Genomic DNA, 12,122 nt, shown 5'->3' on the forward strand with positions numbered 1-12,122 from the left:
CTGAGCGCCGTGCCCCCCGAGCCGACCTCGGTCGCGAGACCGGCCGGCAGGCCGTCGACCCACTCCCACGCGTCGACGGCCTCCAGGGCGCGGCGCAGCTCCCCGTCCTCGGCCTCGGGGCGGGCCAGCCGCAGGTTCTGCTCGACGGTCCCGACGAAGACGTGGTGCTCCTGGGTGACCAGGGCGACGTGGCCGCGCAGCTCCTCGAGGGGGAGGTCGACCAGGCGGGCGCCGCCCACCGTGACCTGACCGCCGGTGGGCGGGTGGATGCCCGCGAGCATCCGGCCGAGGGTCGACTTGCCCGCCCCGGAGGGCCCGACGACGGCGAGCCTCTCGCCCACGCCGAGGTCGAGATCGATGCCGTGCAGGACGTCCTGCCCCGGACGGTAGGCGTAGCGCACCCCCTGGGCCTCGACGTGCTCGCCGGTGGGCCGTGCGTCCTCGCGGACGGTCCGGTCCGGGCGCACCGCGTCGACCCCGATGATCCGTGCGAGGGAGGTCGCGCCGACCTGGATCTCGTCGAGCCAGAAGATCAGCTCCCCGATGGGGTGCATGACCTGCAGCGCGTAGAGCGCGATGGTCGTGACGGCCCCGACCGAGACCGACCCGGTCGAGACGAGGTAGGTGCCCCAGACCACGACCGCGGCGACGGGCAGGATGAAGGAGAGGTCGACCCCGGGGAACAGCACGGTGCGCAGCCACAGGGTGTACCGCTCCGCGCGGAAGGCTGTGCGCAGGTCGTCGTCGACGCGGGCGCGTCGGCGGGCGCCGAGTCGCAGGGCGTCGATGGTCCGCGCCCCCTCGACCGTCTCGGTGATGGTCCCGTTGAGGGTCGCGTACGCCGCTGACTCGCGCAGGTAGCCCTGCGCCGCGCGACGCAGGTACCACCGGGTCGTGACGAGCAGCAGCGGGAGCCCGACCAGCATGGCCGCGGCCACCTGCCAGCTGACCACGACCGCCGCCACCAGGGTCAGCGTGATCGTCGCGGAGGTCACCAGGACCCGGGGGACGCCGAAGCGGACCGTGTGCTGCACGCGGTCGATGTCGTTCGTGGTGCGCGCGACGAGGTCCCCGGTCCCGGCCTGCTCGACCGTCGACAGGGGCAGCCGGGTGACCGTGCCCAGGAACTGCTCCCGGAGCTCGGCGAAGACGGTCTCGCCCAGCACCATCGCCCCGCGCTGCGCGTAGCGGATCAGGACCGTCTGGGTCAGGACGGCCAGCACCAGGATCCCGACCGCCTGGTCGACGTACCCCGTGGTGGTCCCCTGGGCGACGGCGTCGACCATCCGGCCCAGCAGCCAGGGCCCCGCGAGGCCCGCGGTGGCTGCGAGGACGTGCAGCGCCAAGACCTGGGCGAGGCCCTGGCGGTGGCGCCGCAGGAGGGCGCCGGTGTGCGCGCGCAGCGCACCGCTGTCAGCGACCGGCAGCTGCATGGCGGGCCTCCTTGTCGGTCTGGTGGGCGTGGGCCTCGTCCGAGGCCTGGTCGGTGTCGGCCGCGGCCCGGCTGACGACGGCGCGGTAGCGGGCCGAGACCGTCGGGTCAGGATGGGCGAGCATGCCGCGGTGGGTGCCTTCGGCGACCACCCGGCCCTGCTCGACGAGCACGACCTGGTCGACCTGGTCCAGGACCAGCGGGCTCGCGGTGACCACGACCGTCGTCCGGCCCGCCCGTGCCTGGGCGAGCCGCGTCGCGATCCTCGCCTCGGTGTGGGCGTCGACCGCGCTGGTCGGCTCGACGAGCACGAGGACCTCGGGGTCGGTGAGCAGCGCTCGGGCGAGGGCCAGGCGCTGACGCTGCCCCCCGGACAGGGACCGGCCCTTCTCGGCGACCTCGCCGTCGAGGCCCCCGGGCAGCGAGGTCAGGACGTCGTCGGCGTCGGCCACCTCGAGGGCGGCGAGGAGCTCTCTCTCGAGCCCCGTGCCCCGCACGTCGAGCTCCTCGCGGAGCAGGCCGGTGAACAGGTGCGGGGTGGACTCGGCGACCACCACCCGGCGGCGGACCGCGGCGAGCCCGAGGTCGCTCAGCGGCCGTCCGTCGAGCAGCACCTGGTCGGCGGCCTCCGCGTGCTCGGCCCCGAGCAGCCCGAGACGGGTCGCGATCGTCGCGGTCTCGTCGGGGTCGGCGCTCACCAGGGCCGTCACGTGGTCGGCCGGTGCGGTGAAACCACTGGTCAGATCGGTCATCGTGGTGCCGCCCTCGCCGTCGGCGACAGGGGAGGCCGAGCCCGAGCCGGGTTCGAGGTCGGCGCCGGTGACGGGCACCCGCAGGACCCGCAGGATCTTGCGGACGCCGACCCGGGCCCTGGTCATGCTCTGCACGAACTGGGTCGCGGCGGTCAGGGGCTCGGTGAGGAAGGCCGCGTAGCCGTAGAAGGTGACGAGCTGGCCCGGGGTGATCTCGCCCGTGATCGCCAGGCGCGCGCCGAACCAGACGACCGCCGCGAGGAAGAGCCCGGGCAGCAGGGCCTGCATCGCGTCGAGCAGCGACTGGGTCTGCGCGACCCGGACCCCGGCGCGGCGGACCTTCTGCGACTGCTCCTGGTAGCGCCCCGCGAACACCTCCTCGCCGCCGATCCCGCGCAGGATCCGCAGCCCGGAGACGGTGTCAGCACCGAGGGTCGTCAGACGGCCCGAGGCCTCACGCTGGGCCGCCTGGCGCCGCTGCAGCGGTCGGACCACCAGGGCGAGCACGGCGGCGACCGTGGGCAGGCCGACCAGCACCGCGACCCCGAGGGTCACCGAGCTCGACAGCAGCACGAACGCCACGGCGACGTAGGCCACCACCCCGCCCACGAAGCGCGCGGTGATGAAGTACAGCTCGCCGACGCGCAGCGAGTCCGAGGCGACGGTCGCGACGACCTCACCGGTGGGCAGCTCGGCCGTCACGGCGTCTCCGGTCCGGCTCACGTGGTGGCCCACGAGCTGCGAGGTCCGGAAGGCGGCCCGCAGCCAGTTCTCGACGTCCAGGCGGTGCCCGACGACGTTCGCGACCACCTGCACGAGCCCGACGCCGAGCAGCAGCCCGACCCCGGACCAGAGCTCGCGGGACAGGCCCTGGTCGAGCCCGTCGTCGACCAGCATGCCCAGCACGAGGGGAAGGGCAGCGAGGGAGACCGCGGAGGCGATGCCGACCAGTGCGCTCCCGAGCAGCAGGCCGCCCTGCCGCCGGGCGACCCACCACAGGTAGGCGGCGGCCGAGGTCAGCGGAGGGGTGCCCGGGTCGGGCAGCGGGAGGGAGCGCACGAGGGACAACGGTAGGCCCGCCCACCGACGTCCGGCGACGCCTTTTCGGTGGGGCAGGATGGACCGGACGGTGGTGGAGCGCGACAGCGCCCGAGGCAACGCAGGAGGGCTCGACGTGGCGGGCAAGAGCTGGGTCACCAAGGCGGAGGGCGCCCTGCGCCGCTACCGCGTCATGGCGTGGGTCACCGGGGTGATGCTGCTCGTCCTCGTCGTCGAGATGCTGATCAAGTACGTGCTCGACGCCGGGCCCGAGGTGCTGCGGTGGATCGAGTGGATCCCCTTCGCCCACGGCTGGATCTACGTGGTCTACCTCGTGACCGTGGTCGACCTGTGGTCGACGATGCGGTGGGGCTTCGGCCGCCTCGCGGCGATGGTCCTGGGTGGGGTCGTGCCCGTGATGTCCTTCGTCGTCGAGCGGCGTGTGCACACCGAGGGGCTGGCCCAGGTCGTGGCCGGACGTCCGGCCAAGCGCGCGGTCCCGGTGCGGGACGTCGACAGGCCCCGGACCGGCGGATGAGCACCGGACGCCTGCTGCTCGTCTGGGCCGGAGGGTCGGTCGCGGCTCTGGTGAGCGGGGTGGTCCTGAGTCTCGGGGTCACGCTGCTCGCCCTGTCGGGGGCGATCGACGGCCCCTACCAGCTGGCGGTCGTCCAGGTCGTGCAGGTGACGGCGGGGATCCTCGCGGCTGGCGTCGGGGTGGCGGTCGCGGTCCTGCTGTGGGCCTCGCGTGCCGAGCTCGCCGGTCGGGCGCGCTGGTGGACCTGGCTCGTCGTCGGGCTGCCGGTCGTGCTGGTCACCACGCTGGTCGGCGCCCTCGTCGTCGCCCGCTACGACGTGACGCCGGGCTGGGGCGACGGGGCCCTCCTGGGCCTCGAGCTCCTCCTCACCGGGGTGCTCGCCGTCCTGCTCGGCCGATGGCAGGCCCGCCGCGTCCTCTCACTAGACTCCACGGCGTGACCGACACCTCAGCCCAGCCGGACGCCGCTCAGCCCGACCCGTCAGCGACCGACCATGCCGGCCCCACGGGCCAGACCGAGCACCGGCCCGTGCTGGTCGTCGACTTCGGCGCCCAGTACGCCCAGCTCATCGCGCGTCGGGTGCGCGAGGCCCACGTCTACTCCGAGATCGTCCCGCACACGGCCTCCGTCGAGCAGATGCTGGCCAAGGACCCCGCGGCGATCATCCTCTCGGGAGGGCCCTCGAGCGTGTACGCCGAGGGAGCGCCCTCGGTCGACCCGGCCCTGTTCGAGGCCGAGGTGCCCGTGCTCGGCATCTGCTACGGCTTCCAGGCGATGGCCCAGGCGCTGGGCGGCACGGTCGCGCACACCGGCTCCCGCGAGTACGGCGGCACCCACGTGGACGTGCCTGACGCCGGGGTGCTCCTCACCGGATCGCCCACCGAGCAGTCGGTGTGGATGAGCCACGGGGACGCCGTGCACGCGGCTCCTGAGGGCTTCGAGGTGCTCGCGACCTCGACGGGCTCCCCGGTCGCCGCCTTCGAGGACAGGACGCGTCGGCTCTACGGGATGCAGTGGCACCCCGAGGTCAAGCACTCGCCGCTGGGCCAGCACGCCCTCGAGAACTTCCTGTACCGCGGGGCGGGCCTCGCAGCCGACTGGACCGCTGGCAACGTCGTGGCCGAGCAGGTCGAGCGGGTCCGTGAGCAGGTCGGCGACGCCCGGGTGATCTGCGGGCTCTCCGGCGGGGTGGACTCCGCCGTCGCTGCGGCGCTGGTCCAGCGCGCCGTCGGCGATCAGCTGACCTGCGTCTTCGTGGACCACGGCCTGCTGCGTGCGGGCGAGGCCGAGCAGGTCGAGACGGACTTCGTGGCGGCCACGGGGGTGCAGCTCAAGGTCGTCGACGCTCGCGAGCAGTTCCTCGTCGCGCTGGCGGGGGTCACCGACCCCGAGACGAAGCGCAAGATCATCGGTCGTGAGTTCATCCGCACCTTCGAGGCGGCAGCCCGTGAGGTCGTCGCCGAGGGCGGTGACCACGGTGAGGAGGTCCGGTTCCTCGTCCAGGGCACGCTGTACCCGGACGTCGTGGAGTCGGGCGGCGGCGAGGGCGCCGCGAACATCAAGTCCCACCACAACGTGGGCGGGCTGCCCGACGACCTGCAGTTCGAGCTCGTCGAGCCGCTGCGGACCCTGTTCAAGGACGAGGTCCGCGCGGTGGGTCTCGAGCTCGGGCTGCCCGACGCGATCGTGTGGCGACAGCCCTTCCCCGGCCCGGGGCTGGGCATCCGCATCATCGGCGAGGTGACCGCGGAGCGCCTCGAGGTGCTGCGCGCCGCCGACGCGATCGCCCGCGAGGAGCTGACGCGCGCCGGCCTGGACCGGCAGATCTGGCAGTGCCCGGTCGTGCTGCTCGCCGACGTCCGTTCGGTGGGCGTCCAGGGGGACGGCCGCACCTACGGTCACCCGGTGGTGCTGCGACCGGTCAGCTCGGAGGACGCCATGACGGCGGACTGGTCACGGGTCCCGTACGAGGTGCTCGCCACCATCTCGACGCGCATCACCAACGAGGTGCCCGAGGTGAACCGGGTCGCCCTCGACGTCACGAGCAAGCCCCCGGGCACCATCGAGTGGGAGTAGTCCCGCCCGTTCGGCGGCTCGTGCTTCCCAGCCGGTGACGGCTCAGCCGTCCGCAGCCGGTGCCGGCTCAGCGGGGGGCGGGTCCGGACGTCGGCGCCCGCTGGGCTCGCTTGGCGGCGTACATGTGACCGTCGGCCCTGGAGAGGAGCTGGCTCGCTCTCGCATCCTCCCCGCGACGCACCGAGGCGCTTCCCACGCTGGCGCGCACCGAGGCGAGGATGCCGTGGGTGTGGATCGGGTCGGCGAGGGCCTGGCGGATCCGCGCGCGTGCCTCGCCCTCGGTCAGGTCGGGGTCGCCCTCGACGACGACGACGAACTCGTCCCCGCCGAACCGGGCGACGAGGTCACGGGCCCGCAGGGCGCCACGCAACCGGCTGCTCGCGATGGCGAGCAGCCCGTCACCCACGTGGTGACCGTGCTCGTCGTTGACGGCCTTGAAGCCGTCGAGGTCGCAGAAGAGGACCACGAGCCCGGCGCTGCTCCCTGACCGCACCCGGCCGAGCGCGGTCTCCAGGTGCTCGTCGAGGGCGCGGCGGTTGGGCAGCCCGGTGAGCTGGTCGTGGCTCGCGAGGTGGGCGAGCTTGTGCTCGGCCTCGGCGTGCAGCCGGGCGAGCTGACCGATCCGCAGGATGACGAGCGGGACCAGGGCCACGCTCGCGGTGGTGAGCAGCACCCAGTCCACCGGCTGGCCCAGAGCCTCGGCTGCGCCGGCGAGCAGGGGGTTGAGGGCCAGCACGACGCCGAGGAACACCAGACGTCCCGAGGTCAGCCGACCGGGACGGCGGTGCACCTGGGGGTCGGCGAGGTGGGTGTGCGAGGGATGTGCCGCCGAGGCGCCCAGCGCGAGGTACGCCACGATCCACCCGAGACCGATCCACCAGGCCGAGGCACCGGTGCCGGGGTCCTCGGTCATGACGCCGGTCGCGTTCCCGGCAAGGGTCAGGGTCACGGCGAGGAGCAGGTACACCAGCGCCGGCCGAGCGAGGTGGTTGGTCGCGGTAGCCCGTACCACCGCCCCGGTGATCCCGCTGACGAGCAGGATGATCATGAGGCGGTACAGGCGTACACCCGGTGGCGCGTCCAGGGCGACCAGGGCCGGGTGCAGCAGGAAGGCCCAGACCAGGCTCGCGGCCCCGAGGGCGATGATCACGGCGTCGATGACCCCGCCGACGTCGCGGCGCGCGTAGGGGAAGGCGATGAGGATGCTCGCCACGAGCAGGCCCAGGTAGCCGAGCGGCAGGGTGAGCAGCGGGCCGACGCCCGTCGCGGCGGGCTTGCCCTCGATGCCCACCTGGACCAGGGACTGCACGTTGTGCGCGGTGAGAGCCACGAGCGCCGCCACGACGAACCACCAGGGACCAGGACGCGAGACCCGTCGCCGGAGCAGCCGGACGGTCAGCACCCCCGCGGCCAGGGCAGAGGACAGCACCACGGTGGCGCGTCGCGGTACGCCGTCCGTCAGGACGAAAGCCAGGCACAGGCTGGCGGCGAGCACGACGAAGCCCAGGTTCACACCTGTCGAGCCACGGTGCTGCACACGTCTCCCATCGGCGCGTCGAGGTCCTCGGCAAGGGATTGTGTCCCACGAGCCCGCCGGAGGCCGGGGGGACCGGTCAGCCTGTGGACGGCTCCTCGAGGGCCGTGGCTGTGCGCAACCGCCGTCGGGCCGCCTTGCGCTCGTACATGGTCGCGTCCGCCGCGGACAGGGCCTCCTCGGCGGTGGTGCCGGCCCCCGGGGCGACCTGCACCGCCCCCACGCTCGCCGCCCCGTGCACGACGTGGTCCCCGAGGAGCACCGGGTCGTCGAGGGCCGAGGCCAGTCGGGGCAGGACGGTCTCGACGAGGACCTCGGGCTCGCCCTCCATGACGACGACGAACTCGTCACCGCCGAACCTGCCGAGCAGGTCCTCCGGGCGCAGGGCCTCGCGGAGGCGGTCGGCGACCACGACCAGGAGCTGGTCCCCCGCACGGTGCCCGAGGGTGTCGTTGACCTCCTTGAAGTCGTCGAGGTCGAGGAAGGCGACCACGGTGCCCCGGGTCGTCCCCGCGGCTGCGCGGGCCAGCGCCTCCTGGACCCGGGCGTCGATCACGCGACGGTTGGGCAGCCCGGTGAGCTCGTCGTGGGTCGCGAGGTGGGCGAGCTGGTCCTCGGCCTCGGCGTGCCACCGGGCGAGCTGGGCGAGGCGGGCCACGACCAGGGGGACGAGCACCAGGTTCGCCGCGATGATCAGCCGAGGGTCCGTCCCGAGCTGCCGCACCTCCTCGATGCCGAGCAGGACCGGGCAGACGGCGAGCGCGGCACCGAGGGCCAGCAGGCGCACCACCGTCAGGCGGCCCGGCCGGCTCTCGTCAGGGGCCAGGGCGGCAGCGGCCGGGTGCAGCACCCCGGCGGCCCCCGCCCCGTAGGCGACGATCCAGAACGCGCCTGCCCAGGTCGACCCCGTCGGGGCGTCGGCGGTCATGGTGAGGTCGCGCGTGAGGGTCCCGAGCAGGATCGCGACGACGACGACGAGGGCGTAGACGAGGAAGGGGCGGCGCGAGCGGGCGAGGTACGCGGCACGGGCCACGGCGCCGGCGACCGCGCTCACCGCCACGAGGACCGCCATGGTCCGCACGCGGACGAAGGTCGGGATCTCAGGGTCCAGGTGCGGCTCGACGACCAGCACCCACAGCAGGAGGGCGAGGCTGAGGGCGATGATCGTGGCGTCGACCACCGTGCCTCCGTCGCGCTGCACCGGTCGGCGCACCAGCAGGGCCATGCCCGCGACCAGCAGGAGGTAGCCGACCGGGAGGCCCAGGGTCGCGAGCGGGCTCGTGGGCGGCTGGGCACCCAGGAGGTGGTGCTCGACCATCCACCCGGCGCTGTAGACGCAGAGGACGACCAGCCCGGCGAGGACCAGGAACCACGGGGGCCGGTCGGCCGGGGCCGCACGCCGCAGTCGTACCGTGACGGCTGCCGTCGGCAGGAGGCAGGTCAGCGTCGTGGCGAGGTCCCGCGCGGCTCCTTCGAGCGCGAGGAATGCCACGAGGAAGGCGGCGGTGACGAGGACGAAACCCCGGTGGGTGCTCGACCCCGAGGTCGCCCGGGGCGCGGACGGCCCGACGGCCGGCCGCGTCGGCTCCGGCGGGGCCGGACGGGGGACACGCGTCACGAAGACCCCATCGTCAGACGAGGGCGTTGTGCGAGTGGTTCGCGCCGTTCTCATCCGCTGTGCGCCTCTCCCGCGCGCGTCCTGCGTCCCCGGGCGGGGTCTAGCCTGACCCGGTGCTGATCTTCCACGTCTCGGACTGCTACGCGCCGCGCACCGGGGGGATCGAGTCCCAGGTGCGCGACCTGGCGCGGGCCCAGGTGCGGGCGGGGCACGAGGTCCACGTCCTGACCGCGACCGTCGGGCCCTCTGGGGAGCGGGCGGGTGCCGTGCAGGTCGACGACCGCGTGCAGGTGCACCGTCTGGCGACCCGCGCCGCCCTCGGCCTGCCGGTCAACCCGGCCGCTCCACGACGGGTGCGTTCCTTGCTCGCCGAGCACAGCCCCGACGTCGTCCACGTGCACGCGGGGGTGATCTCGCCCTTCGCCTTCGACGGTGCCCGGGTCGCCCTCGCCCGCGGCGTCCCCCTGGCCATCACCTGGCACTGCATGCTCGACGGCGTGACGCCCGCCCTGCGCTCGGTGGTCCGGCGTTCCCGGTGGGCGCAGGCCCCGGCCGCGCTCAGCGCGGTCAGCTCGGCGGCAGCCGGGCGAGTGGGCGAGGCCTTCGAGACGCGCGTCGCCGTGGTGCCCAACGGCATGGACCTCGACCGTTGGACGCCCGGCCCGCTTCACGAGGACCGCACGCTGCGGTGCGTGGCGACGATGCGCCTGGCACCGCGCAAACGTGGCGTCGCGCTGGTGGACGCGGTCGCGGACGCCATGACGCAGCTCGAGCCGGGCAGCCTCACCCTCGACCTCATCGGTGACGGTCCCGAGCGCGCGGCGATCTCCCGACGGGTCGCCCGGCGCGACCTGGGCGCCGTCGTCCGGCTGCGCGGTCGGCTCCCCCGGGAGGAGGTGCGCGAGGCATACCTCTCGGCGGCGGTCTTCCTCGCCCCCGCCGAGCTCGAGGCCTTCGGCATCGCCGCCCTCGAGGCCCGGGCCGCCGGCCTGGTGGTGGTGGCGCGCCGCGGGACAGGGATCGAGGAGTTCGTCACCGACGGCCACGACGGACTCGTGGTGGACGACGACGCCGGGCTGTCCCGGGCGCTCGTGGCCCTCGCGACCCAGACGCCGCTGCTCGACGGGCTGCGCTCGCGGGCACGGGCCGAGGGCCCCGTCTTCGACTGGCAGCACGCCCAGGAGGCGGCCGAGCGCGAGTACGCGCGCGCCGCGGCGCTCCGGCACGGGTCGGCCTGACCCGTTCTCGGCTCCCCGCCTCAGGGACCATCGGCCCACCACGGGGTCGACAGGGCCTGTCAGGCTGGCACCACGAGCTCACGCGAACGGGCTCACCGGACCGGCTGCACCGGTCCGCACCGGAAGCCAGTCCTGGGAAGGGTTCACCACCATGAACGCCACTGTCTCGAACGCCAAGCCCGTCAAGGTCGTCGGCCTCATCGCCATGATCGCCGGCGTCGTCCTGATCATCGCCGGCGCCGCCACCGCCCTGGTGGTCCGCGACCAGCTCGTCGCCGAGAACATCACCCTTGGCGAGGACGCCGCGATGTTCCAGGGCAACGTCGTGGACGGCCCGATCGACGCCTACCTGCAGGCCGAGGTCATCGACATGCACGCCCGCGAGATGGCCGGCGGCCAGACCTACGCCGAGCTCGACCGCGAGGACCCCGTCCGCGCCACCGTCATGAACGGCTCGTTCCTGCGGGCCTCGCTGTTCACCTCGATCATCGCCTTCGGCATCGCGGCCTTCGCCGCCGGCATGGGCATCCTGTTCATCCTGGTCGGCTGGGCCCTGCGCAAGCTGGTCGACACCGCCCCCGTCACCACGGCGAACACCCCGGTCCAGTCCGTCTGACCGGTACCCCTGAGCTGCGTCGCTGCACCGCCCACCCCACCGCAGCGACGCACCCGGCGGCCTCCGCAGCAGAACTCTGCTGCGGAGGCCGCCGTTCTTCGTGCACCCGACTCAGCGTGAGCGGCGTCGGCGTCCGTCGACCACCGAGCCCACCAGCAGCCCGACCCCGGCGACGGCGACCAGGCTGATCACGGCGAGCTCGACGTCGAAGACGGCCCCGGCCGCGATGGCGAGCAGTCCGACGCCGATCGCGGCCAGCACCAGGCCCCACACGACCGTGCCGACGCGCAGGGTGGGCCGGTCAGGCTTCGTCGAGGGGGCCGTCGCGGGGACCGTGGTACCGGCGGTGACCGGGTCGGTGTCGGCGGCGGTGGGGGGGTGCTCGGTCGTGGACTCGGCCCCGCCCGCCTCGTCGGTGGCCGCCGCGGCGGCGGGGAAGGTCTCGGTGTCGGTCTCCCGGGCGGTGCTGTCGTCCGCGGTGCGGGGGGTGGTGTCCATGGGGTCCTCCGGGGCTGTCGGGTCGTGCGGGGCGGTGGCTGCGGGTGGGGTGGGGTGGCTCGGAGCGACGCGGGTGGTGCGTGCTAGGAGCGTTGGGGCGTCAGCCCTCGATGACACGGACGCTCCCGGCGCCGACGGAGATCTCGAGCACCAGCTCGGCCTCGGCCCCCTCCGCGACCGAGTCGGACTCGTAGGTCGAGGTGGTGCCGCCGCCCACACGGGTCGTCGACTGCCCGAGCCAGTCGACCTCGCCGGCGAAGACCTGGACCTCCCCGAGGACGTCACCGCCCTCGGGGACGACGACGGTGACCTGACCCGCGCCGACGTCGACGGTGACCTCGATCGGGTCCCGCGAGGACGGGAGCTCGGTCAGGTCGATCCTGGCCTCGCCCGCACCGAGGGAGTAGCCGGCCTCGGCCTCAGCCACGGTGCGCGGGGTGTGGACGAGGTCGCCGAACGCGGTGCTCGAGCTGTTCCAGGTCCACGACGAGCGTTCGACGGCGCTCAGCGGCAGCAGCACCAGGATCCCGAGGACGGCGAGCGCGCCCAGGGAGCCGCTGGTCCGGCCGCGCAGCCCCGAGATGATGATCGCGAGCCCGGCCAGGACCACGGTCCCGGCCCCTGCCGTGAGCAGGACGGGCCCCGTGAACTCGCCGACGCGCTCGGCGTACATGAGAACCGCGAGGCCGATCAGCCCGAGAGCCACGACCGCACCGACGGCACCGGCTCCGGGGCCGCGCGGTCCGGTGCGCGGCAGCGGGGTCCTCGGCCCGGGAGGGGG

11 protein-coding genes are annotated in these 12,122 nt (G+C 74.1%); 5 read left to right on the plus strand and 6 right to left on the minus strand.

Translation table 11 applies throughout. The features are described from left to right. Positions 1 to 1,433, minus strand: a 1,433-nt coding sequence (locus tag L0B03_RS07390) for an ABC transporter ATP-binding protein (RefSeq protein ID WP_250445164.1), incomplete at its 3' end; no start/stop codon positions are given. Further along, complete coding sequence (locus tag L0B03_RS07395; protein WP_250445165.1) at positions 1,414 to 3,243, minus strand: ABC transporter ATP-binding protein; 1,830 nt, start codon at positions 3,241 to 3,243, stop codon at positions 1,414 to 1,416. The genes L0B03_RS07395 and L0B03_RS07390, both read right to left, overlap by 20 nt. Positions 3,244 to 3,316: 73 nt before the next feature. On the opposite strand from L0B03_RS07395, the gene L0B03_RS07400 reads away from it, so the two are divergent. From L0B03_RS07400 to guaA, 3 genes are all read left to right on the plus strand, one after another. Continuing rightward, positions 3,317 to 3,760 (plus strand): DUF3817 domain-containing protein, encoded by a 444-nt coding sequence (locus L0B03_RS07400; RefSeq protein WP_250445166.1) that lies wholly within the window; start codon positions 3,317 to 3,319, stop codon positions 3,758 to 3,760. Further along, positions 3,757 to 4,200, plus strand: a complete 444-nt coding sequence (locus tag L0B03_RS07405) for a hypothetical protein (protein WP_250445167.1) — start codon at positions 3,757 to 3,759, stop codon at positions 4,198 to 4,200. The genes L0B03_RS07400 and L0B03_RS07405 overlap by 4 nt, the downstream gene beginning before the upstream one ends. Positions 4,201 to 4,289: 89 nt before the next feature. Further along, complete coding sequence (gene guaA / locus L0B03_RS07410) at positions 4,290 to 5,837, plus strand: glutamine-hydrolyzing GMP synthase (protein WP_250445178.1); 1,548 nt, start codon at positions 4,290 to 4,292, stop codon at positions 5,835 to 5,837. A 67-nt stretch (positions 5,838 to 5,904) separates the two neighbouring features. On the opposite strand, the gene L0B03_RS07415 is transcribed toward guaA, so the two are convergent. Beyond that, the gene (locus L0B03_RS07415) at positions 5,905 to 7,350 is read right to left on the minus strand and encodes a GGDEF domain-containing protein (RefSeq protein WP_250445168.1); all 1,446 of its coding nucleotides are present in this window, start codon (positions 7,348 to 7,350) and stop codon (positions 5,905 to 5,907) included. Positions 7,351 to 7,450: 100 nt separating this feature from the next. Then, positions 7,451 to 8,989, minus strand: coding sequence for a GGDEF domain-containing protein (locus L0B03_RS19565; protein WP_250445169.1), 1,539 nt, complete (start codon positions 8,987 to 8,989; stop codon positions 7,451 to 7,453). 113 nt (positions 8,990 to 9,102) lie between these two features. Between L0B03_RS19565 and L0B03_RS07425 the strand changes: the two genes are divergently transcribed. Further along, positions 9,103 to 10,227 (plus strand): glycosyltransferase family 4 protein, encoded by a 1,125-nt coding sequence (locus L0B03_RS07425; RefSeq protein WP_250445170.1) that lies wholly within the window; start codon positions 9,103 to 9,105, stop codon positions 10,225 to 10,227. A gap of 151 nt (positions 10,228 to 10,378) precedes the next feature. Then, a complete protein-coding gene (locus L0B03_RS07430; protein WP_250445172.1) occupies positions 10,379 to 10,843 on the plus strand; it encodes an aromatic ring-opening dioxygenase LigA in 465 nt (154 codons plus the stop codon). Positions 10,844 to 10,954: 111 nt separating this feature from the next. On the opposite strand, the gene L0B03_RS07435 is transcribed toward L0B03_RS07430, so the two are convergent. Both L0B03_RS07435 and L0B03_RS07440 read right to left on the minus strand, forming a co-directional pair. After that, positions 10,955 to 11,341 (minus strand): hypothetical protein, encoded by a 387-nt coding sequence (locus L0B03_RS07435; protein WP_250445174.1) that lies wholly within the window; start codon positions 11,339 to 11,341, stop codon positions 10,955 to 10,957. Positions 11,342 to 11,441: 100 nt separating this feature from the next. Then, positions 11,442 to 12,122: LiaF domain-containing protein (locus tag L0B03_RS07440; protein ID WP_250445176.1), on the minus strand; the 681-nt coding region annotated here is incomplete at its 5' end.

It is taken from the genome of Actinotalea sp. C106 (assembly GCF_023630195.1).
Taxonomy (GTDB): Bacteria; Actinomycetota; Actinomycetes; order Actinomycetales; family Cellulomonadaceae; genus Actinotalea.